Raw genomic sequence first — 22,712 nt, forward strand, 5'->3', positions numbered from 1 at the left:
CGCGGATCACGTAATTTGTTCGCGGTACAGCCGAATGAGCCCCACCCGCCGGACCGCACAAGCCCCACCCGCCACACGAAAGAGGCCGCCCATGTCGTCACGTACCGTCGTCATCGGCGTGGACAGCTCCACCCAGTCCACCAAGGCCGCCGTGATCGACGCCGTGACCGGCGAACAGCTCGCGGTGGGACGTGCCCCGCACGTCGTCACCGGGGAGGCCGGCGCGCGGGAGAGCGACCCGGAGGTCTGGTGGCGGGCGCTGGGCGACGCGGTGGCGGCCGGGCTGAAGGACGCGGGCCTGGCCGCCCGCTCGGTGACCGGGATCGCGGTGGCCGGACAGCAGCACGGGCTCGTCGTCCTGGACCGCTCGGGCCGCCCGCTGCGGCCCGCCCTGCTGTGGAACGACACCCGGTCCGCACCGCAGGCCGCCGCGCTCACGGCCGAGCTCGGCGGACCCGGCGCCTGGACCGCGCGGACCGGTTCCGTCCCGGTCGCCTCCATCACCGCCTCGAAGTGGCAGTGGCTGCGGGAGAACGACCCCGACGCGGCGAAGGCCGCCGTGGGCGTACGGCTGCCGCACGACTTCCTCACCGAGCGGCTCGCGGGCGTGGCGGCGACCGACCCCGGGGACGCCTCCGGCACCGGCTGGTACGCCACCGCGACCGGCGCGTACGACCCCGAGCTGCTGGACCTCCTCGGCCTGGACCCGGCACTCCTCCCCGAGGTCGCACCCACCGGGGCCACCCGGGTCGGCTCGCTCACCGACGCGGCGGCCGAGGCCCTGGGGCTGCCGCCGGGCATCGCCGTCGCGGCCGGGACCGGCGACAACATGAGCGCGGCCGTGGGCCTCGGTCTCGGGGGCGCCGGGCTGCTGGACCACCCGGTCCTCTCCCTCGGCACCTCGGGCGTCGTCTTCGCCGCCTCCCGCACCCGGTCCACGGACCCGGTGCTCTCCGGTTTCGCCTCCGCCGACGGTACGTACCTCCCGCTGGCCTGCACCCTCAACTGCACGCTCGCCGTGGACAAGGTCGCCACCCTGCTCGGCCTGCACCGCGAGGACACGGCACCCGGGGGCGAAGCCGTACTGCTCCCCTACCTCGACGGCGAACGCACCCCCGACCTGCCCACCGCGTCGGGGCTCCTCACCGGCCTGCGCCATGACACCACCCCGCAGCAACTGCTCGGCGCCGCCTACGAGGGCGCGGCCGTCACCGTCCTGCGGGCCCTGGACACGCTGCTACGGGCCTGCGGCCTGGACCCCGACGCCCCCGAGGTCGCCGCCCGCCCGCTGCGGCTGATCGGCGGCGGCGCGCAGGGGCGGAGCTGGGTGGAGACGGTGCGACGGCTCTCGGGCCGCCCGCTCGTCATCCCGGCGAGCGGCGAGCTGGTCGCCCTGGGCGCGGCCGCGCTCGCCGCATCCGCCGCGGGCGGCGGGGACCCGGTGGCGCTGGCGACCTCCTGGGGTGCGGGTGACACGGGCAGCCGACTCGACCCGGTGCAGCGGGATCTGGGAGCCTGGCAGCGGGTCACCTCGGTACTGGACCGCGCCTCGGAGCCGCTGCTCGGCGGCTGACGGCGGGCAGCGACCGGACGACAGCGCCCACGGTTGGGAATACCAACTGATTTTCCATAAGATCCGGCGATGATCACAAGAAATCGGCTGACGACCGGGGTGTGCATAGCGCTCGCCACCCTGGCCGCCGGGCTCGGCTCCGTGCTCCCCGCAGCCGCCGACGAACCACCCGCCACCCCCGCCCCCAAGGTCGAGTTGGTCCTCGATGTCAGCGGCTCCATGCGCACCCGCGACATCGACGGCCAGTCGCGGATGAACGCCGCCAAGCAGGCGTTCAACGACGTCCTGGACGCGGTACCCGAAGAGGTCCACCTCGGCATCCGCACCCTGGGCGCCGACTATCCGGGCGACGACCGCAAGGTCGGCTGCAAGGACACCAAGCAGCTCTACCCGGTCGGCCCGCTGGACCGCACCGAGGCCAAGACCGCCGTCGCCACCCTCGCCCCCACCGGCTGGACCCCGATCGGCCCGGCACTGCTGGGCGCGGCCGACGACCTCGAAGGCGGCGAGGCCACCCGCCGGATCGTCCTCATCACGGACGGCGAGGACACCTGTGGTCCGCTCGACCCGTGCGAGGTGGCCCGGGAGATCGCCGCGCGCGGTACCCATCTGGTCATCGACACCCTCGGCCTGGTGCCCAACGCCAAGATCCGCCAGCAGCTCACCTGCATCGCCGAGGCCACCGGCGGCACGTACACCGCCGTCCAGCACAAGGACGAACTCTCCCGCCGCGTGAAGCAGTTGGTGGACCGGGCGGCCGAGCCGGCCGTCACCCCGGTGGCCACCGAGGGGGCGGGCAGCTGCGCCGCCGCGCCCAAGCTGGAGCCGGGTCTCTACACCGACCGCGAGGAGATCGGCGAACACCGCTGGTACCGCGTCGATGTGCTGCCCGGTCAGGAGCTGCGCGCCTCGGCGAGCGTGGCGGCGGACCGCGCCGTCGACAACGACTACGGCGTACTGCTGCGCGCGGTGACGGAAGCCGGACGCGAGATCGTCCGGGGCTCCGAGTCCGGCACCGGACGTACGGATGTGATCTCGTCCGGCCTGCGCTACCCGAAGGCGGAGATCGAGGACGGCGACAACGGCAGCGGCAAGCCCGCCGCCGAGACCGTCTGCCTCCAGCTCTCCAACGCCTTCTCCGCGCCCGCCTCGGTGAAGACCACGCCCGGTCTGCCGGTCGAGCTGACCGTGGACCTGGTGGACGCACCGGACCAGGCGTCCGACGTGGCGGCCTTCGGGCTCGGCCGCGGCTGGTGGCTGCTCGGCGTCCTCGTCCTGACCGGACTGGTCGCGGGACTCCTGACCGGCTGGCTCACGCGCTGGCGCATCGCCGCATGGAGGACCAACTGATGGTGACGACGACTTCCCACCGCGGCCGTGGTGCGCGGCGCGCCTTCGCCGGGGCGCTGCTCGCTGGGCTGACCCTGCTCACCTCGGCGGGCGCGGCCGTGGCCGACGACCCGACGGCGAGCGCGAGCCCCGGTGACGAGGGCTCAGGTCCGACCGAGGCCGGCACCACCTTCCGCACGGCGACCGCGCTCCAGCAGGGGCAGTCCGGCACCGCGCAGGCGTCGGCGGGCGACTACCTGTACTGGGTGTTCCCCGCCGACACCGGCCAGCGCCCCACCGTGAAGGCGACGGTGAAGCTGCCGGAGAGCGAGGCGAAGCGCTCGGGCTCCACCTGGCAGATCGACGTGTACGACGGGCTGCGCCGCCGCCAGGCGTGCCAGTACGGCCACCAGACCCGCAAGGCGGCGGCCGACGCGTCGGCGGTCGAGCTCTCCTGTGTGCTGCGCACCGTACGGTCCTGGTCCGAGCCGTGGGCCAACGACCCGCTGCCGGGAAGCTACTACGTGCGGCTGACGGTCGTGAACCTCCCGGCCGACGACCTCGGGCTGCCGTTCGAGGCCGAGGTGCGGGCCGACTCGGTGGACCAGGGCGGCGCGCACCACGTGGACGGCGCGCTCGCGCAGCCGCTGGTGCCGGGCATCTCGGTGACGGGTGCCTCGGGAGCCTCCCAGGCCCGGGCCGCCGGTGAGCCGGAGGACGGCTGGGCCTCGGGCTGGTGGACCGGCCGCTGGCTGTGGACGATCGGCGGCGGCGTGCTCGCCGCGCTCGCGGCCGTGTTCGGCTACTCGCTGACGCGGGGGCGCGGCCGGACGACCCACGTGCCGCACGGGGTCTGAGGGGCCTACGGCCGGCTGGCAGCCTCCCCGGCTCTCGGAGATCCTGAACGGGACCGTTTCGAGACGGGGAGGCACGGCCGGTGCGGCAGTTCTTCGTGTGCCGGTGGACTCGGGCGGGCGGAGGTCCTCCGGGGCCAGGTGGGCCAGGGTCGCCGGGCCGAGGGTGTCTCGGACACCGGGAGCGGACCCGTGACCGTCGCGGGGTCGGTGAGGCGTGCGGTCAGGACTCCGTCCAGGGCGGTCCCTACGGCGTCGGCGGCCCGGGCGGTGGCGGGCGGTGATCAGGGCCGTGCCCCCGATCGTCACCGGGCCCACCCAGGACGGCGGTGCCAGGGACGAGTCCGGGGAGACGAAGACCGCCGGACGGCCGGGGGTTCTGACGGCGGCGTCCGGTGCGACTGCCTGTTCCTGCCGCAGCACGCGGGCGCGGCCCGGCGTTGCATCGATGGACATGACGCGATGGTCGCAGGAGTAGGGAGATCCACCGTCAACCCCTGTTCAGGTCTGGCGGCCGGCCGCTGCGACTACGCTCGACAACGCGCTTACTCCGCACGGCTGATGACGGAATCCGGTCAGGTCGGCCCGGTGCCATGGCGGAGTGCCGGCCTCATCACGTTCGATGAGGTGCGAACGATTGCGCGCCTCCCGTGGCGCGCCCCAGGGAGCGGAGTCCTTCGATGTCCACGCAGACCGGCCCGGCGCTCGACACCCCGCCCAGCGGCCACACGCTCGTACCGGGCCCCAAAGGGCTGCCGTTGCTCGGGAACCTGCCGCAGTTCGGGCGGAACCCGCTCACCTTCTTCGAACTCCTGCGGGGCCACGGGGACATGGTGCGGTGGAGGTTCGGGCGCAACCGGTGCGTGTTCATCTCCGACCCGGAGTGCATAGGCGAGCTGCTCACCGAGACCGAGGGCACCTTCGACCAGCCCCGGCTCGGCGTCGCGTTCCGGACGGTGCTGGGCAACGGGCTCATCGTGGCGCGGGGGCGCGACTGGCGGCGTAAACGTTCGCTGGTGCAGCCCTCGGTGCGGCCCAAGCAGGTCAAGTCGTACGCGGCGACCATGGCGTCCTCCGCGGTGGAGCTGGCCGACGCGTGGGCGGACGGTGAACGCGTCGACATCAAGCGGGAGATGGCGGCCCTGACGCAGAAGATCGCGGTGCGCACCATCTTCGGCGTGGACACCCCGGCGGACTCCGAGGCGATGGGCCGGGCGATGGATGTGGCTCAGCTGGAGATCGGCAAGGAGTTCGCGGGGATCGGGGCACTGCTGCCCGACTGGGTGCCGACTCCCGGCCGGGCGCGGATCAAGAAGGCGGCCGCCGTGATCGACTCCGAGGTGGGGCGGGTGGTGGCCCGGCATCGCGACGGGGAGAGCGAACGCCCCGACCTGCTCAGCCGGTTGCTCACCGCGGTCGACGAGAGCGGCGAGCGGCTCAGCGACAAGGAGATCCGCGACGAGACGGTCACTCTGTACATCGGCGGCCACGAGACGACCAGTTCGACCCTGGTGTGGGCGTGGTACCTGCTCTCCCGCAACCCGCGGGTGCGGGCCGCGCTCACCGAGGAGCTGGACGGGGTGCTCGGCGACCGGGAGCCGGGTTTCGAGGACTACGGCCAACTCACTTACACCCAGGCGGTGGTGAAGGAGACCCTGCGCCTGTACCCGACGATCTGGCTGATCACGGGGGTGGCGAAGGAGGGGGCCCGGCTCGGCGGTCTGCCGATCGAGGAGGGGACCCGGGTATGGAGCAGCCAGTGGTCCACACACCGCGACGAGCGCTGGTTCCCCGAACCGGAGGAGTTCCGCCCGGAGCGCTGGGACCCTACGGGCGGCGACGAGATCGCGGAGTACGCGTGGTTCCCGTTCGGGGGCGGGCCCCGGGTCTGCCTGGGGACCCGGTTCGCGATGGTCGAGTCCGTGCTGGTCCTGGCCGTGCTGGCCCGGCGCTTCGAGCTGGACGTCGAGCCCGGCGTCATCGAGCCCGTACCGAGCCTGACGCTTCAGCCGGACCGGGACGTGCTGGCAACCGTGCGGGCACGGTAGCTGTGCGGCAGTGGACGCTGCCGTGCGGGGCGCACGGCAGCGTCCGTCCCGTCAGGCCTTCTCCAGCCACTTCTTCCAGACGTCCGGGTGGCGGTCGATCCAGCGCTTCGCCGCCTCCTGCGGCGTCAGCCGCTGCTGCGCGATCATCTCGGAGACCTCGTTCTGGTCCTTCTCCGACCACTGGAACTTCTTCAGGAACGAGGCCGCGTCGCCGCCGCGCTCCACGAAGTCGGCGTTGAGGAACTTCTGCAACGGCGTCGTCGGGTAGGCGCAGTCGATGTCCCCGGGGTCCTTGGCCGCGCACTCGTCGCTGTACTCCGGGAGCTTCACCTCGACCATCGGCACCTCGTTGAACAGCCACTGCGGCTGGTACCAGTAGCTCAGGAAGGGCTTCTTCTCCTTGGCGAACTGCTGGATCTGGGTGATCTGGGCCGCCTCGGAGCCGGCGAAGACCACCTTGTAGTCCAGGTCCAGGTTCTTCACCAGCGCCACGTCGTTGGTGACGTAGGAGGGCGAGCCGTCCATGAGCTGGCCCTTGCCGCCGCTCTCGGCGGTCTTCAGCTCGTCGGCGTACTTGTTGAGGTTCTTCCAGTCCGTGACGTCGGGGTGCTTGTCCGCCCAGTATTCGGGGACGTACCAGCCGATGTGGCCGGTGACGCCGAGGTCGCCGCCGCGGACGATGGTCTTCTTCTCGTCGACGTACAGCTTCTCCTGGTCGGGGTGGCCCCAGTCCTCCAGGATCGCGTCGACGCGGCCCTGGCTGAGGGCGTCCCAGGCGGGGACCTCGTCGGTCTGGACGAGGTCGACGCGGTAGCCGAGCTTCTCCTTGAGGAGCTGCTCGGCCACGGCGACGTTCGCCTGGGCGCCGACCCAGGACTGGACGGAGAGGGTGACCGTCTTGACCCCTGCGGGGGCCGCGAACGGGGAGGACTGCTTGGTCATGTCGGCGGCGCCGCAGCCCGCCGTGGTGAGCAGGGCGGTGGCCGAGGCGAGCGCCACGAGCAGGCGGGGTCGGGAGCGGTTCATCTCAGCTCTCCTGTCGCTGGCGGCGGGTGGTGGGCTGGGTGACCCGGTCGAGCATCAGGCCGAGGCAGACGATCGCGGCTCCGGCGACGAGCCCGGTGGCCAGGTCGCCCTGGGCGAGGCCGAGGACGACCTCGTAACCGAGTGCGCCCGATCCGACGAGTCCGCCGATGATGACGACGGCGAGGACCAGGACCACGGCCTGGTTGACCGCGAGCAGCAACGACGGCCTGGCCAGGGGCAGTTGCACCTGGCGGAGCTGCTGACCGGTCGTGGCGCCGAGCGAGCGGGCGCACTCCATCGCGGCCGGGTCGACGCCCCGCAGGCCCTGGGTGGTGATGCGGACCACGGCGGGCAGCGCGTAGACGATGGCCGCCGCTGCGGCGGGGGCGCGGCCGACGCCGAAGAGGGCGACGACGGGGATCAGGTAGACGAACTGCGGCATGGTCTGGAAGACGTCCAGGACCGGTCGCAGCAGCCGCTCCAGGCGTTCGCTGCGAGCCGCGCCGATCGCGATGCCGAAACCGAGGACCAGGGTGACCGCCACGGCGGCGAGGACCTGGCTGAGGGTGTCCATCGACGGCTCCCACACGCCCAGGACGCCGATCGCGGCCATCGCGAGGACGGCGGTGGCGGCGGTGCGCCAGGTGCCGATCGTCCAGGCGAGGGCGGCGACGATGAGGAGCACCGACCACCACGGCAGGCCGGTGAGTCCGCTGCGCAGCGGGTTGAGGACGCCGCTGGTGAAGTGGGAGGCCAGGTCGGCGGTGCCGCCGACGACGGGCACGCCGGTGTAGAGGTGGTCGACCATCCAGTCCTTGGCGGTGTTGACCGGCCCGGCGATCGCCACGGTGACGTCCTCGGGCCAGACCCGGCCGTCGGTGAGGCGTCCGACGAAGGCGACGGCGGCGGTGGCCACGGCGGCGAGGGTCCAGCCGCGCCGGCCGCGGAGGAGGGCCGGGCCGGTGGGTTCGGCGCCGATGCGGCGGCCCGCGGCCTCCGTCGTACGGTCCAGGACGACGGCCAGCAGCACGATCGGGATGCCCGCGGCGAGGGCGGCGCCCACGTCGACGGAGGACAGCGCCTGGTAGACGCGGTCGCCGAGACCGCCGGCACCGATCACCGAGGCGATGACGGCCATGGAGAGCGCCATCATGATGGTCTGGTTGAGGCCGAGGAGCAGCTCCTTGCGGGCCAGCGGCAGTCGGGCCGTGAGCAGCCGCTGCCTGCCGGTCGCGCCGAGCGAGGCGACGGCCTCCATGACGCCGCCGTCCGCTCCGCGCAGGCCGAGCGCGGTGAGCCGGGCCATCGGCGGAGCCGCGTAGACGACGGTGGCGAGGACCGCTCCGGGCACGCCGATGCCGAAGACCAGGACCACGGGGAGCAGGTACGCGAAGGCGGGCAGCACCTGCATGGTGTCGAGCACCGGGCGCAGCACGCGGAACGTGCGGTCCGAGAGCCCGGCGGCCAGGCCGAGGAGCAGGCCCAGGACGACGGAGGCGAGGACCGCGACGGCCATCAGCGCGAGCGTCTGCATGGTCGGCACCCACATGCCGAGCAGTCCGCAGACCAGGAACGACACGGCCGCGGTGAGGGCGAGCCTGACGCCCGCGACCCGCCAGGCGACGGCGGCGGCCAGCACCGTGACTCCGGCCCAGCCGAGCGCCAGGAGGACCAGGTAGACGCCGCGCACGGAGAGCACGACGGCGTTGCTGATGTGGCCGAAGAAGTAGAGGAAGAGCGGATGGTTGTCCCGGTTGGAGACGATCCAGTCGGTGACCTCGCCGAGCGGCGCCGAGAGGTCGGCGGTCAGCGCGTCCGGCCAGATGCCGCCGCCCCAGCGGCTGTGCACGAGGGGGACGAGGACCAGGGCGGCGAGCGCGAGCAGCAGGAGCTTCCCGGCCGCCGGGCGTTCGCGGAGGGCGGCCAGCGGCCCCCGGCGCGCGCCCGCTTGCGCGGGGCGGACCGGGGCGGCCTGGGCGGTGGCCATCAGACGGTCACCTCGCGGGGGCCGTCCGGAGCGTCGGGGGCGGTCGCCTCGCCGGGCCCGGTCGTGCCGGCCACGACGTCCAGCAGGCAGGCGTGGTCGACGACGCCGACGAGCCGGCCGCCGTCCATCACCCGGGCGGCGGGGTCGCCGGAGCGGGAGACCGCCTCGATGGCCTCGTACACGGTGGCGTCGGGGCGCACGGCCGGGCCGCTCTCGCTCTCCCCGGCGAGCGCGGGGCGCATGGCGGTGGCGACGGTGAGGACCTGCTCGCGCGGCACGTCGCGGACGAACTCGCGGACGTAGTCGTCGGCGGGCGAGCCCACGATCTCCTCGGGCGTGCCGAGCTGGACGATCCCTCCGTCGCGCATGAGCGCGATCCGGGTGCCCAGGCGGAGCGCCTCGCTGAGGTCGTGGGTGATGAAGACCATGGTGCGGCCCTCCTCGCGGTGCAGCCGGACCACCTCGTCCTGCATCTCGCGGCGGATCAGCGGGTCCAGCGCGCTGAACGGCTCGTCGAAGAGGAGGACGGACGGGTCGACGGCGAGTGCGCGGGCGAGGCCGACGCGCTGCTGCTGGCCGCCGGAGAGCTGGGAGGGGCGGCGGTCCTCCAGGCCGGCGAGGCCGACCTTCTCCACCAGCTCAGCCGCCTTGGCGCGGCGTTCGGCCTTGCTCAGGCCCTGGATCTCCAGGCCGTAGGCCACGTTGTCCAGCACCGTGCGGTGCGGCAGCAGCCCGAAGTGCTGGAAGACCATCGCGGCGCGGTGGCGGCGCAGTTCGCGCAGCCGGGAGCGGTCCATCGCCAAAACGTCCTCGCCGTCGATGGCGAGGGTGCCGCTGGTGGGCTCGATCAGCCGGGTCAGACAGCGTACGAGGGTCGACTTGCCGGAGCCCGACAGGCCCATCACGACGAAGACCTCGCCCTTGCGGACGTCGAAGGAGACATCGCGTACGGCGGCGGTGCAGCCGGTGGCCTCGCGCAGTTCGGCGGGCGGGAGGGAGGCGTGCTCGCTGCCGGGGATGCGGTCGGCCTTGGGGCCGAAGACCTTCCAGAGGTTGCGTACGGAGAACACGGCGTTCTCGTCGGCGGCCTCAACTGCGGCCTCGGTGACCTTTGTTGCGGTCATCGGACATCACCTCCGGTGCTGGTGCCGGTGACCGGGACGGCGTCACGCGCCTGGTCGCCAAGGAGTTCGGCGCACTTCTCGCCGACCATCAGGACTCCGATCATCGGGTTGACGGCGGGCATGGTCGGGAAGACGGACGCGTCGGCGATCCGGATGCCCTCAAGGCCCCGGACGCGCAACTGCGGGTCCACGACGGCCTCTCGGTCGTCGGTGGCGCCCATCCGACAGGTGCCCGCCGGGTGGTAGACGGTGTGGGCGACCTTGCGGGCGTACTCGCTGATCTCCTCGTCCGAGGTGACCTCGGGGCCGGGGCAGACCTCGCGGGTGAGCCAGTGGGCGAGCGGTTCGGTGGCCGCGATCTCACGGGCGAGCTTGATGCCGTCGACCAGGGTGCGGCCGTCGTAGTCGTCCTCGTCGGTGAAGTAGCGGAAGTCCAGGGCCGGCTTGACCTCGGGGTCGGCGCTCGTGAGGTAGAGGCGTCCCCGGCTGCGCGGCTTGGGGATGTTCGGCGTCATCGACACCCCGTGCTCGGGCTTCTCGTAGCCGAGCCGTTCCGGGTTGTCGGTGAACGGGATCTGGTAGAAGTGGAACATCAGGTCCGGGCCCCGGGAGCCGGGGTCGCGGCGGACGAAGAGTCCCGCGTCGGAGTCCATAGCGGAGTTCTCCGGGATGGGCCCGTCGGTCTCCCAGACGATGACGGACTCGGGGTGGTCGAGCAGGTTCTCGCCGACGCCCGGAAGGTCGTGGCGGACATCGATGCCCAGCGCCTCCAGGTCCTCGCGCGGACCGATCCCGGAGTGCAGCAGCAGCCGGGGTGTGTCCACCGCGCCCGCGCAGACGATGACCTCACGGGCCGCTCGCAGGAGGATCTCCTCGCCGTCCTTCGTCCGGACGTGTACGCCGGTGGCGCGGGTGCCGTCGAACTCCAGCCGGTAGGCCCAGGTCTCCAGCAGAATCCGAAGGCCCGGGCGGTCACCGGCCTCGATGTGCGGGTGGAGGTAGGCGACCGAGGCGGAGGAGCGCTTGTTGTCCTCCGGGTGGTAGGCCAGGTCGAAGAAGCCGACGCCCTCGTGGAACGGCTTGCGGTTGAAGCTGTCCACGCGCGGGACCCCGGCCGCCGCCTGGGCGGCGTCGACGAAGTCGCGGGCGATGGCGTTGCGGTCCTTCTCGTCGACCGGGACGATGTTGTTGCGCAGCTTGGCGAAGTACGGGTCCATCGCGGCCGCGTCCCAGCCCTCGGCGCCCGCCTCGGCCCACTCGTCCCAGTCGCCGGGCAGCGGCTTGAAGCTGATGAGCGTGTTGTGCGAGGAGCAGCCGCCTAGGACCCGGGCCCGGCTGTGCCGGATGTGGGAGTTGCCGCGCGGCTGCTCGGTGGTGGGGTAGTCGTAGTCGAGGTCGCCGCCGAGGAGGCCGAGCCAGCGGCGCAGGGTCAGCACGTCGTCGCGGTCGATATCGGTGGGGCCGCCCTCGATGACCGTGACGGTCACGTCCGGGTCCTCGGTGAGCCGGGAGGCGATGACCGATCCGGCGGTGCCGCCGCCGACGATCACGTAGTCGGCCACGGGGCCGTCGGGGTCGGGGACAGCGGTGCTGCGGGGGGTGGGAGGCATCGGTCACTGCTCCTTCTGCAAGGTTCGTGCGTGTGCGTGGTGCTGCGAACAGCCGGGCGGGGCCCCGGGGTCCAGCCGTTTCGGGGCCCCCGCAGGTGTCAGCCGGCGAACCAGCGCTGGGGGCGCGGGTTGAGGTTCTGGTAGATGTGCTTGGACTCGCGGTACTCGGCGAGCCCCGTCGGGCCGAGCTCGCGCCCCGTACCGGACTTCCCGAAGCCGCCCCACTCGGCCTGCGGAAGGTAGGGGTGGTAGTCGTTGATCCAGACGGTGCCGTGGCGCAGCCGTCCGGCGACCCGGCGGGCCCGGCCCGCGTCCGTGGTCCAGACGGCGCCGGCGAGGCCGTAGTCGGTGTCGTTGGCCAGCGTGATGGCTTCTTCCTCGGTGCGGAAGGTCTCGACGGTGAGGATCGGGCCGAAGGTCTCCTCGCGGACGACCTTCATCTCCCGGTGGCAGCCGTCGAGGACGGTCGGCCGGTAGAAGTAGCCGCCTTCGGGGCGTACGTCGCTGGGCTTCGGGCGCGTCCCGCCGGCCCGGACGATCGCGCCCTCCTCGCGGGCGGAGGCGACGTAGGCCTCGACCTTGGCGAGCTGCTGGGCGGAGACGAGCGGGCCGCACTCCACACCGTCCAGGGTGCCCCGGCCGAGGCGGATGGCGTCGGCGCGGCGGGCCAGCTCGGTGACGAACCGCTCGCTGATGCTCTCCTGGATGATCAGGCGGGCGCCGGCGGAGCAGACCTGGCCGCTGTGGAAGAAGGCGGCGTTCAGGGCCTGGTCGACGGCGGTGTCGAAGCCCTCCTCGGTGGCGCAGGCGTCGGCGAAGACCACGTTGGGATTCTTGCCTCCGAGCTCCAGGGCGACCTTCTTCACGGTCGGCGCGGCGGCCTGCGCCACCTTCGTACCGCTGGCGAGGCCGCCGGTGAAGGAGACCAGGTCGACGTCCGGGTGCTCGGAGAGCCGGGCGCCCACCGGGTCGCCCGCGCCGGTGACCAGGTTGGCGGCGCCGTCGGGCAGTCCGGCCTCGGCGAGCAGCCTGATCAGGTGGACGGTGGAGAGCGGGGTGACCTCGCTGGGCTTGAGCACGAAGGTGTTGCCGGCGGCGAGGGCCGGGGCGATCTTCCAGCTGGCCTGGAGGAGGGGGTAGTTCCAGGGGGCGATCAGGGCGCAGACGCCGACGGGCTCGTGCACGACGATGCTGTGGACGTCGGGGTCGCCCGCGTCGACGACCCGGCCGCCGCTCTCGTTCATCACGAGGTCGGCGAAGTAGCGGAAGGCGTTCGTGACGTCGTCGACGTCGACCCGGCCCTCTTCGAGGGTCTTGCCGGTGTCGCGGCTCTCGGTGATCGCGATCTCCTCGCGGTCCCGCTGGAGCAGCTCGGCGACCCGGCGCAGCAGCCCGGCCCGCTCGGCGACGGGCTTGTGCGGCCAGGGGCCGTCGTCGAAGGCGCGCCGCGCCGCCGCGATCGCCGCATCGGTGTCCTCGACGCCGCCCTCGGCGACGACGGCCAGGACGGCGGCGTCGGCCGGGTCGAGGATCTCGCGCGTCGCGCCTGATCCGGCGGCCCGCCAGGTGCCGTCGATGTGGATGGTGCTGAGCGCCGACATGTCGTGTTCTGCCTTCCGTACCCGAAATGCCCTCGCCGGTTCGGCCGAGGGCGTCCTGCGCGGTGGACCGGGGTACGGCCGCACCAGCGGTCGGGGCCCCTCCCCCGTCCGCCGGAATGTATGCCAAGAATTTCACTCTGCGTGACGCACCTCACTCGGGAGGCACGTGCGGGCACCTGTGGGTCTCCCGCCAGGGGTGCCGCGGCGGGGGAGCCCGTGAACGGTGTACGGCGAACCGTTCCGGAGCTCCCCGGGCCTCAGCCCAGCAGCACCGGGAAGGCCGCCATGTCGTTCTGCGTCATCACCGGCAGCTTGGTGATCTCCGCGTCCGGGACGGCGAGCCGCAGTCCGGGGAAGCGGGCGAACAGGGCGGGCAGGGCCACGGCCGCCTCCACGCGGGAGAGAGCGGCGCCGGGGCAGATGTGCGGGCCGTGGCCGAAGGTCATGTGGCGGTTGCGGGTGGCGCGGGTGATGTCGAAGGCGTCGGCGTCGCCGCCGTGCTGCTCGAGGTCGCGACCGATGGCGCGGTAGGAGATGACGACCCCTTCCCCTTCCTTGATCACGGTGTCGCCCACGGTGACGTCCTCGGTGGCGAACCGCATCAGGAGGTGGGTGGTGGGGGTGTCCCAGCGCAGGGTCTCCTCGATCACCGCGTCCCAGCCGACCTCGCCGGAGCGCACCTTCGCCAGCTGGTCCGGGTGGGAGAGGAGGGCGCGTACGGCGTTGAGTATGAGACCGATCGTCGTCTCGTGCCCGGCGGCGACCATCGCCTTCAGGTTGCCCACCACCTCCTCCTCGGTGAGCGGCTCGCCGCCCTCCTCGGCCAGGATCAGCGCGCTGGTCAGGTCGTCCGTCGGCTCGGCGGTCTTCGCGCGGACGAGGTCGGTGTAGAAGACGTCCAGCTCGGCCAGGAGCGCGAGGCGTTCGTCCTGCGGGGTGAGCATGGAGAAGAACGCCTTGTACTGCCGGGTCAGCATCGCATGCTGGGACTCGTCGACGCCCATCAGCATGCCGACCACCCGCATCGGGAGCGGCTGGGCGAAGACGGCCTTCAGGTCGACGACCCCGTCCTCGCCCCGCGCCGCGCCGAGGTCGACCAGCAGTTCGTCGGTGAACTTCTCGATGGCCGGGCGGATCGCTTCGAGCCGCCGGGGGGTGAGCGCCTGCGAGGTCTTGGTGCGCAGCCGCCGGTGCTCGGCCCCGTCGACCGTGAACATGGAGCGCCCGGCGTCGATCATGCCGATCAGCGGCCACGCGTGCGTGACCTCACCGCTCCGCCAGAGCCCCCAGGCGTTGATGTCCTTCACCAGCCGCGGATCGACGAGGAGTTGACGCGCCCCGGCGTGCCGGGTGACCGCCCAGGCGGGGACCCCGAGCAGGTCGATCCGGGCGAGCACACCGGCGTCGCGCAGCCGGGCGGTCTCACCGTCCAGGTCCTGGACCATGGGGTCGATGGTGATGGTCCCGGCGCTCAGGTCGGTTTCCGCGGCTCCGGTGTGCGGGCATTTCACAACGCGTCTCCTGTCGTGCGTACGGGGGTGAAGCGGACGGGCAGCGCGGTCATCCCGCGCAGGAAGGCGGAGGGCCTGCGCACCAGCTCCGTCGCCGGTACGGCCAGTTCGAGATCGGGCAGCCGGTCCAGCAGCACCTCGATGCCGGTACGGGCGATGATCTCGGCGATCTCCTGCGCGGGGAAGGGGCAGCGGTACTCGCCGTGGCTGAACGCCATGTGGGAGCTGTTGCCGCCCCGCCCGGAGCGGACCACCTGGTCGGTGACCTGCTGCCGGATGTGCGGATCGGCGTTGGCGGCGCCGAGGCCGAGGAGCAGCATGTCGCCGCGGGCGATGTTCTGCCCGCCGAGCCGGGCGTCGCGCGAGGCCCACCGGCCGGCCAGGATCTGGGTCGGCCCGTCCTCCCAGAGCACCTCGTTCATGGCTTCGGCGACGCTGTGCCGGCCGCCGGAGAGGGCGTCGGCGAACTGGTCCTCGGTGAGCATGAGCCGGGTGGAGTTGCTGATCCAGTCGGCGGTGGTCAGGTGCCCGGCGGCCGTGATGGCCATGAGGTCGAGCGCGTAGTCCTCGTCGGTGAACGGTTCGGGGTGGGCGAGCATCCGTGAGGTCACGTCGTCCCCGGGGTGCGCCCGCTTGGCCGCGACGAGCCGGTGCATGTGCTCGCCGAAGCGCACGTGGGCCTTCTGGGCGCCCGGACCGCCGTCGGCCAGGTCCTTGAGCACCTGGGCGATGCCGGCGCCCTCGTCGTCGGGGAAGCCGACGAGCCGGGCGAGCACGAGGACGGGGAGCGGCTCGGCGAACTCGGCGACCAGGTCGGCGGTGCCCCGGCTGCACACGGCGTCGATGAGCCGGTCCGCCAGTTGCTCGCAGTGCTGCCGGATCTCGAAGGGGTCGGCCTCTTCGAGCGCCGGGACGACCATCCGCACGTGGCGCCGGTGCTCGGCTCCGGCGGTGAAGTAGATGGACGGCATGGGACTTCCCACCATGGGCAGCAGCGGCCAGTCGGCGGGGATGTTCTCCCACTGGTTCCACAGGGAGACGTCCCGGGGGTACAGCTCCCCGTCGCTGGTGACCTGGTGGAGCTCCCGGTAGCCGATCACGAGCCAGGCGGGGAAGCCACCGGGCAGTTCGACCGGGACGACGGGGCCGTGGTCGCGCCGCATGGTGCGGTAGAGCGCCTGGGGTTCGGTGTGGAAGCCGGGCCCGCTGAGCGGAACGGCTCCGTTGCCGGAGCCCATGGGGCAGCCACCGCCTCCACCGGCCGGGGACGCGGGCGTGGCGGACGAGGGGTTCGTCATCGTACGGACTCCAGTGGCGACGGCTTCGCGCGTTGCGACCATACGATCAACGCGGCACCACTATAAGGAGGTTCCGTGAACCGACGGGGCGGAATCACTCCCTTTTCTGCCCACTCCCGCCCGCTTCCCCACGATGCTTCGATCACTCCCGTACGACATCTGCGCAGGTTTGATCACAAGATCGACACCGGAACTCACCGCCTCCGGTTCGGCGCCGGAACGCCATCCCCTCCGCCGCCCGGCACCCGCCCCCTCCGCACCCCGCAGCGGCCCCGCTCTACGATCGGGGGCGTGTGCGCAGACGTCATAGTTGCCGAGGACGACGAGAAGCAGGCCGAACTCGTACGCCGCTATCTGGAACGGGAGGGACATGCCGTACGGATCGTGGGCGACGGCCTGGCCGCGCTCGACGCCGTGAGGCACCAGGAACCCGACCTGCTCGTTCTCGACGTCATGATGCCCCGGGCGGACGGCCTGGACGTGGTGCGGGTGCTGCGGGCCGAGGCCCGGGAGCTGCCGGTGCTGATGCTGACCGCCCGCACCACCGAGGACGATCTGCTGCTCGGGCTCGACCTCGGCGCGGACGACTACATGACCAAGCCGTACAGCCCGCGTGAGCTCATGGCCCGGGTCCGTACGCTGCTGCGCCGCGCGCGACGGCCGGGCGGTGCGGCATCAGCGGCCGACGACCACGTTCTGCGGGTGGGCGGCCTCGTGGTCGATCCGGAGCGGCACGAGGTGACGGTGGACGGCGAACCGGTGGAGTGCACTCGAGGCGAGTTCCGGATCCTGGCCGCACTGGCGGCCGGCCCCGACCGGGTGTTCAGCCGTCAGCGACTGCTGGAGGAGCTGCACGGCTTCGACCGCTACATCAGCGACCGGACCGTCGACGTGCACGTCATGAACCTGCGCAAGAAGATCGAACCCGCTCCCCGGCGGCCGGTGCGCCTGCTCACCGTCTTCGGGGTCGGCTACAAGCTGACCGACCCGGCGAAGGCCGCACGGCGTGCGTAGGGACCGGTCCGCCCGGGTGCCGTTGCGGCGGAGCCTGCTGGGCCGGCTGCTCGGTGTGTCGGCGCTGGTCGCCGCGTGCTCGGTGGCGGCCACGGCCTGGCTCGCCGTCCAGACCACCTCGGGCGCGATTCTGCAGGAGCAGGGCCAGAACCTCACCGCCGACGCCCGGATCTACGACACCCTGCTCGGCTACGCGGCCCGCCACCCGACCTGGGACGGGGTGGACGCGACCGTACGGGAACTGGCCGAGCAGTCGGGCCGGCGCGTGGCGCTGACCACGCAGAGCAGGCAGCCGCTGGCCGACTCCGCCACCGCGGCGACTCCGCCCGCTCTGCCGCCGGAAGCCTCGGCGGTGGTCGACCCGTTGTCCGTGGACACCGTGCTGGCCGCCCGGAGCACCGAGGGACAGGGCACGGCAGCGGACCGGATCGACCCGCGGGCGGTGGGGCCGTTCCTGCTCCCGGCGGCCGAACGGGCGGCGCTGCGGCGGGCGGCCGACCGGAACGCGGAGTGCCTGAACCGGGTGGGGGTCGCCGCGGACGTGATCGTCGGGCCGAGCGGCCGGCCCCGGGTGCAGATGGTGGGCAACGACCCCGAACGGGCGCTGGGCACCCGGTGCGACCCGGCGAACCTGGACGCTCCCACCCGTACGGAGAAGAAGGCGCTCACCGCGCTCAACGAGCTGGCCGACGCCTGCCTGAAGCGCCAGGACCGCACCGGTGTGCGGCTGAACCGGGACCTGTCGTGGGGCGAGGGGGTCGCCGTACCCGTGCCGGGCCCTCTGCCCGCTCCCCTGCCGACCGACGCGCGCGAGGCGGGCCCCGCCCCGGCCGTCGAGCCGCCCCGGGAGTTCACCGGGGAGGACGACCGGGCCATCGCCTCATGCGTGGGGACGGCGCGCAGCGAACAACTCAGCTCGTACGTGGCCTCCCCCGCGCTCCTGTTCATCGGGGACGAGGGCGGCGCCACCGTGCCCGGCTTCGACCTCTCCCCCGCCAACACCGCGAAGATCGCCGGTGCGGCGGCGCTGGTCCTGGCACTGACCGTGGGCGCCTCGGTGCTCGCGGGCGCCCGGCTGGTCCGCCCGCTGCACGCGCTGACCGGGGCCGCGCAGCGGATGCGAGACGGTCAGGAGCACGCCTCCGTACCGGTCTCGGGGGACGACGAGATCGGCCGGCTGGCCGCCGCGTTCAACGACATGTCCGCGCACCGGGCGCGCCTGGAGGAGCAGCGCAAGGCCATGGTCAGCGATGTCGCCCATGAACTGCGCACCCCGCTGAGCAACATCCGCGGCTGGCTGGAGGCGGCCCAGGACGGATTGGCCGACCCGGATCCGGCGTTCGTCTCCTCGCTGCTGGAGGAGGCGGTGCAGCTCCAGCACATCATCGACGACCTCCAGGACCTGGCGGCCGCCGACGCGGGGGTGCTGCGGCTACACCCCGAACCGGTGCGCATCGGGGAGCTGTTGAGCCAGGTCGCCGCCGCCCATCAGGCCCGCGCGGAGGCGGCGGGGGTCACGCTGACGGTGGAGGCGGGGGCGGGGGCGGCCGCGATGGTGCGGGCGGACCCGGTCAGGCTGCGGCAGGCAGTGGGGAACCTGGTCTCCAACGCCGTACGGCACACACCGGCGGGCGGGACGGTGACGCTGCGGGCGTACGAGGGCGGGGACGGGCCCTTCGGGGCCGGTGCCGGGCCCGAGGCCAGGTCCGAGGCCGGGCCCGGAGCCAGGGAGGTGGTGATCGAGGTGGCGGACACCGGGTCCGGTATTCCGGCCGGGGACCTCCCGTACGTCTTCGACCGCTTCTGGCGTGCGGAGAAGTCCCGCAGCCGCCGCACGGGAGGCAGCGGGCTCGGCCTCGCCATCGTCCGGAAGCTGACCGAGGCGCACGGCGGAACGGCGAGCGCGACCAGTACGGAGGGCGAGGGCTCCACCTTCACGCTCCGGCTCCCGGCCGCCGCGCCGACGCCCTGACCGGCAGCTGCGGCGGCCGGTGGCCCTGATGGGATGACCACAGCGTCCTGACAGCTTCCTCATAACTTCCGGTCAGCCTGGCTCCCTGCCCCGTACCCGGTGCACAACGGCACCCGGGCCTGCCATGGGGCGACGTATGGAATGGAGCCATCCGTATGACAGCTTTGACCGCTCGCCTCTCCCTGCGCACCGCCGTGCTCGCCGCCGTAGCGGCCGGCGCGGTCCTCATCCCGTCCACCGCCGCCTTCGCCGACGCGACGCCGGGGCCGTCGGCGCCCGCCGAGAGCGCCCCGGAGGTGTCGCCGGAGCGGGCGAAGGCCGCGAAGGCCGCCGAGGCCGCGCCGAAGGAGGACCGCCCCTCCGTCGCCCCGCGTGGCGGCGTCGCGGCGGGCGACCGCCCGGCACCCGCGGCATCCGAGGCACCCCGTGAGGCCACGCCCGCCCCGGCGGTCGCGCCGCGTGGTGGCGTGGCGGCCGGTGAGCGCCCGACCGGCACCGGCGACAACAGCACGACGGCCCTCGCCGGCTCGGTGGCCGGAGCCGCGCTGCTCGCGGGTGCGGGCACGCTCGTGCTGCGCCGCCGCAACGGCTGACCGGTAGTCATCACCGCCCCTCCACACCGATCGTGGCGCCGTCCCGCACCGGGGCGGCGCCACGCCCGGTGCTCGCCCCTGGAGCTCCCATGCACACCCCCCGCTTCTCCCGCAGTCCCCGAACGGCCGCTCTGCTGACCGCGATTGTCACCTGCGCGGCCCTCACGGCCTGCGCGGGACCGGCACCGTCGGCCGCCGCACCCCCGGCGGCAGCGTCTGCTCCGGCGTCCTCGGCGCCGACCTCCACGACCACGCAAGGGCAACCGTCCCCCACGGACGCCTCGGCCGCCCCCATCCAGGTCACCATCCCCTCCCTCAAGATCCGCAGCTCCCTCATGCGCCTGGGGCTCAACGCGGACGGCACGGTCGAGGTGCCACCCGCGGAGAAGGGCATGACGGCCGGCTGGTACACGGGCGGATCCGTACCCGGCCGTCCGGGGCCGGCCGTCCTGATCGGCCACAACGACACCCGCTTCGGCCGGGCCGTCTTCCACGACCTCAAGAACATCCGCAAGGGCGCCGAGGTACGCGTCCGGGGCGGCGACGGGAAGTCGCTGCGCTTCACCGTCACGGGCAAGGAGGCCGTAGCCAAGGAAGCGTTCCCCACCGAGCGCGTCTACGGTGCCACCCAGGCCAGCACGTTGCGGCTGGTGACGTGCGACGGCGCGTTCGACACGGAGGGGCACCCCGTGGACAACCTCATCGTCTACGCCGAGCTGGGCTGAGGTGAACCGGGCGCGGCCGAGCGGGTCGACGACCGAACCCTGATGGCATTCGCCCGGACAGACTCACGGCATCCGATGTCTACCCGTGGGTAACTCCCGCTGCTTTGATGGGTGCCACCCGGTACGCCCCCACTCATTCAGCAGGAGACCTCGTGCCGCACTCCACGTTCCGCCGCCTTTCCGGCGTGGCCCTCTCCGCCGCGCTCGCCGCCGTCCCCCTGGCCGTGAACACGCCCCAGGCAGCGGCGGCCACCACCGCCGACACCCCGTCGCTGCGGGTGCTCTCGTACAACGCGTTCATCTTCAGCAAGACCCTGTATCCCAACTGGGGCCAGGACCACCGGGCGGCGGAGATCCCGAAGACCTCGTTCTTCCGGGGCAACGACGTGGTCGTGATCCAGGAGGCCTTCGACAACGGGGCCTCCGACGCCCTGCTGCGGAACTCCGCCGCCCAGTACCCGTACCAGACCCCGGTGGTCGGCCGGAGCAAGAGCGGCTGGGACGCCACGAGCGGCTCGTACTCGGCGACGACCCCGGAGGACGGCGGCGTCGCGATCCTCAGCAAGTGGCCGATCGTGCGCAAGGAGCAGTACGTCTTCAAGGATGCCTGCGGCGGCGACTGGTGGTCCAACAAGGGCTTCGCCTACACGGTGTTGAACGTCAACGGCACCCGCGTCCACGTCGTCGGCACCCACGCCCAGTCGACCGACCCCGGCTGTTCGGCGGGCGAGGCCGCCCGGATGCGCAGTCTCCAGTTCAAGGCGATGGACGCCTTCCTGGACGCCAAGAAGATCCCGGCCTCCGAACAGGTCATCGTGGCGGGCGACTTCAACGTGGACGGACACTCCGCCGAGTACGCCTCCTTCCTCAAGGACGCGGACCTGACGGCGGCCGACACCAAGACGGGCCACCCCTACTCCTTCGACACCCGCGACAACTCGATCGCCGCCGAGCGCTACCCGAACGACCCCCGCGAGGACCTGGACCACGTCCTGCACCGCGCCGGCCACGCGAAGCCGTCAGGCTGGAAGAACGACGTGATCAAGGAGCAGAGCGCCCCCTGGACGGTCTCCAGCTGGGGCAAGACCTACACGTACACGAACCTCTCCGACCACTACCCGGTGATCGGCTCCGCCAACTGACACCACGGGTGAAACAATCGGGGCCCCTCCCCCGCCCGTGAAGGACCCGCTCCATGAGCACCGCCCCCCAGCCGTCGTTCCACCTCGTCCCCGGAAGCCCCGATTCCCCGGTACTGCTGCACGTACCGCACGGATCCCGGGCGATTCCGGCGGAGGTACGCGACGGAATCCTGCTGGACGACGATGCTCTGGAGCGGGAACTCGACCACATCACCGACTCCCACACGGCCGAACTGGCCACCCGGGCGGCCGAGGCGTGCGCCATCCGGCCCTGGCGTCACATCAACGCCCTCTCCCGCCTGGTCGTCGACCCCGAGCGCTTCCCCGACGACCGCGAGGAGATGCGCGCCGTGGGCATGGGCGCGGTCTACACGCACACCACCCACCGCGAACGGCTGCGCGCCCCGGACGCCGATCAACGCCCGCTGCTGGAGCGCTACTTCCACCCGTACGCGCAGGCGATGACGGAGACGGTCGACGCCCGGATCGCGGCCACGGGCCAGGCGGTGATCGTCGACGTCCACTCCTACCCGACGGCGCCCCTCCCGTACGAACTCCACGGCACGGGCCCCCGCCCGCCCGTCTGCCTGGGCACCGACCCGTTCCACACCCCGCCAAAGCTGCGGTCCCTGGCGGAGGCGGCATTCGCCCGCTTCGGCGGTACGGGCGTCGACAGCCCGTTCGCCGGTACGTACGTCCCGCTGAAGCACTACGGCACGGACCGCCGGGTCACGGCCCTGATGATCGAGATCCGCCGCGACACGTACATGAGCGAGCCGGGCGGGCCCGCGGGACCGGGACTCGACGCGCTGGCGGGGGCGCTGGCGGAGCTGGTGGGGGCGTGCTGACGCGGCGCACAGCCCTCGTCCGGGACAGCTACCCGATCTCCGTGACCCGCGCCCACGTCGGCGGCCCGGGTGGAACGTAGCCGGGATCGTCCCCGTTCCAGAAGCGGCGCCGTGTGCTCCGTCGGGTACAGGCCGATGACGTTCCGGCCCGCCGGCTGCAGGGTGGGCCACGAGGTCTGCAGCCCGTGCGGGGCGATCCTCGGCATGTGCCAGCGCAACAGGTCAGGGACCAGATGGCGAGGGTCGGCCCGGATATGGGTGGCGAGTTCCCGGCCGAGGGCACGAGCGACGGAACGCAGCTGGAGACCGACGTCGACGCCTACTGCGGCGCAGGCCCCAGCCCAGTCCCCGGCCTGACGGCGGACGGTCACGGTCTCGACCGCGCTCACCGCGAGCGGCAGGAACCCTTTTCGTGAACGGGCCGCAGCCCTCACCGGAGTGCGGCCCGTCCGCGAAG

General features: G+C 72.7%; 17 protein-coding genes and 1 pseudogene. 10 read left to right on the forward strand and 8 right to left on the reverse strand.

Translation table 11 applies throughout. From position 1 onward, the window contains the following. Nucleotides 1-91: 91 nt before the first annotated feature. The 4 genes from xylB to ABZ154_RS13120 all read left to right on the forward strand — a co-directional run bounded on the left by xylB (nucleotide 92) and on the right by ABZ154_RS13120 (nucleotide 5,804). Nucleotides 92-1,573, forward strand: coding sequence for a xylulokinase (xylB, locus tag ABZ154_RS13105; RefSeq protein WP_356831924.1), 1,482 nt, complete (start codon nucleotides 92-94; stop codon nucleotides 1,571-1,573). A gap of 69 nt (nucleotides 1,574-1,642) precedes the next feature. Further along, the gene (locus tag ABZ154_RS13110) at nucleotides 1,643-2,923 is read left to right on the forward strand and encodes a VWA domain-containing protein (RefSeq protein ID WP_356831926.1); all 1,281 of its coding nucleotides are present in this window, start codon (nucleotides 1,643-1,645) and stop codon (nucleotides 2,921-2,923) included. Next, nucleotides 2,923-3,759, forward strand: coding sequence for a hypothetical protein (locus ABZ154_RS13115; protein ID WP_356831928.1), 837 nt, complete (start codon nucleotides 2,923-2,925; stop codon nucleotides 3,757-3,759). Before ABZ154_RS13110 ends, ABZ154_RS13115 begins: the two co-directional genes overlap by 1 nt. Before the next feature lie 677 nt (nucleotides 3,760-4,436). Then, complete coding sequence (locus ABZ154_RS13120) at nucleotides 4,437-5,804, forward strand: cytochrome P450 (protein ID WP_356831930.1); 1,368 nt, start codon at nucleotides 4,437-4,439, stop codon at nucleotides 5,802-5,804. Nucleotides 5,805-5,855: 51 nt separating this feature from the next. On the opposite strand, the gene ABZ154_RS13125 is transcribed toward ABZ154_RS13120, so the two are convergent. The 7 genes from ABZ154_RS13125 to ABZ154_RS13155 form a co-directional block, all read right to left on the reverse strand. Further along, on the reverse strand, nucleotides 5,856-6,830 hold the full coding sequence (locus ABZ154_RS13125) for an ABC transporter substrate-binding protein (protein WP_356831932.1): 975 nt from the start codon (nucleotides 6,828-6,830) through the stop codon (nucleotides 5,856-5,858). A 1-nt stretch (nucleotide 6,831) separates the two neighbouring features. Beyond that, on the reverse strand, nucleotides 6,832-8,817 hold the full coding sequence (locus ABZ154_RS13130) for an ABC transporter permease subunit (RefSeq protein ID WP_356831934.1): 1,986 nt from the start codon (nucleotides 8,815-8,817) through the stop codon (nucleotides 6,832-6,834). After that, nucleotides 8,817-9,941 (reverse strand): glycine betaine/L-proline ABC transporter ATP-binding protein, encoded by a 1,125-nt coding sequence (locus ABZ154_RS13135; RefSeq protein WP_356831936.1) that lies wholly within the window; start codon nucleotides 9,939-9,941, stop codon nucleotides 8,817-8,819. Before ABZ154_RS13135 ends, ABZ154_RS13130 begins: the two co-directional genes overlap by 1 nt. Then, nucleotides 9,938-11,551: a GMC oxidoreductase gene (locus ABZ154_RS13140; RefSeq protein ID WP_356831938.1), complete on the reverse strand. Its 1,614-nt coding sequence runs from the start codon at nucleotides 11,549-11,551 to the stop codon at nucleotides 9,938-9,940. The genes ABZ154_RS13135 and ABZ154_RS13140 overlap by 4 nt, the downstream gene beginning before the upstream one ends. Before the next feature lie 98 nt (nucleotides 11,552-11,649). Next, complete coding sequence (locus tag ABZ154_RS13145; RefSeq protein WP_356831940.1) at nucleotides 11,650-13,152, reverse strand: aldehyde dehydrogenase family protein; 1,503 nt, start codon at nucleotides 13,150-13,152, stop codon at nucleotides 11,650-11,652. A gap of 257 nt (nucleotides 13,153-13,409) precedes the next feature. Continuing rightward, nucleotides 13,410-14,663, reverse strand: coding sequence for a cytochrome P450 (locus ABZ154_RS13150; RefSeq protein WP_356831942.1), 1,254 nt, complete (start codon nucleotides 14,661-14,663; stop codon nucleotides 13,410-13,412). Then, a complete protein-coding gene (locus ABZ154_RS13155) occupies nucleotides 14,660-15,961 on the reverse strand; it encodes a cytochrome P450 (protein WP_356831944.1) in 1,302 nt (433 codons plus the stop codon). Before ABZ154_RS13155 ends, ABZ154_RS13150 begins: the two co-directional genes overlap by 4 nt. 291 nt (nucleotides 15,962-16,252) lie before the next feature. Between ABZ154_RS13155 and ABZ154_RS13160 the strand changes: the two genes are divergently transcribed. The 6 genes from ABZ154_RS13160 (at nucleotide 16,253) to ABZ154_RS13185 (ending at nucleotide 22,255) form a co-directional block, all read left to right on the forward strand. Continuing rightward, nucleotides 16,253-16,975 carry a response regulator transcription factor gene (locus ABZ154_RS13160; RefSeq protein WP_356831946.1) on the forward strand — a complete coding sequence of 241 codons (723 nt, stop codon included), beginning with the start codon at nucleotides 16,253-16,255 and terminating at the stop codon, nucleotides 16,973-16,975. Continuing rightward, nucleotides 16,968-18,947 (forward strand): HAMP domain-containing sensor histidine kinase, encoded by a 1,980-nt coding sequence (locus tag ABZ154_RS13165; protein WP_356831948.1) that lies wholly within the window; start codon nucleotides 16,968-16,970, stop codon nucleotides 18,945-18,947. The genes ABZ154_RS13160 and ABZ154_RS13165 overlap by 8 nt, the downstream gene beginning before the upstream one ends. A gap of 164 nt (nucleotides 18,948-19,111) precedes the next feature. Further along, nucleotides 19,112-19,540 carry a hypothetical protein gene (locus ABZ154_RS13170; RefSeq protein WP_356832000.1) on the forward strand — a complete coding sequence of 143 codons (429 nt, stop codon included), beginning with the start codon at nucleotides 19,112-19,114 and terminating at the stop codon, nucleotides 19,538-19,540. Nucleotides 19,541-19,629: 89 nt separating this feature from the next. After that, nucleotides 19,630-20,265 carry a class F sortase gene (locus ABZ154_RS13175; RefSeq protein WP_356831950.1) on the forward strand — a complete coding sequence of 212 codons (636 nt, stop codon included), beginning with the start codon at nucleotides 19,630-19,632 and terminating at the stop codon, nucleotides 20,263-20,265. Nucleotides 20,266-20,417: 152 nt separating this feature from the next. After that, nucleotides 20,418-21,407, forward strand: a complete 990-nt coding sequence (gene sph, locus ABZ154_RS13180) for a sphingomyelin phosphodiesterase (protein WP_356831952.1) — start codon at nucleotides 20,418-20,420, stop codon at nucleotides 21,405-21,407. A gap of 53 nt (nucleotides 21,408-21,460) precedes the next feature. Then, entirely contained in the window at nucleotides 21,461-22,255 is a 795-nt protein-coding gene (locus ABZ154_RS13185; RefSeq protein WP_356831954.1) for an N-formylglutamate amidohydrolase, read from the forward strand. Between the two features lie 179 nt (nucleotides 22,256-22,434). On the opposite strand, the pseudogene ABZ154_RS13190 reads toward ABZ154_RS13185, so the two are convergent. Then, nucleotides 22,435-22,689 (reverse strand): annotated as a pseudogene (locus ABZ154_RS13190) (hypothetical protein); the annotation flags it as partial. Nucleotides 22,690-22,712: the final 23 nt, after the last annotated feature.

It is taken from the genome of Streptomyces sp. NPDC006261 (genome assembly GCF_040613515.1).
In the GTDB taxonomy this organism is placed as follows: domain Bacteria; phylum Actinomycetota; class Actinomycetes; order Streptomycetales; family Streptomycetaceae; genus Streptomyces.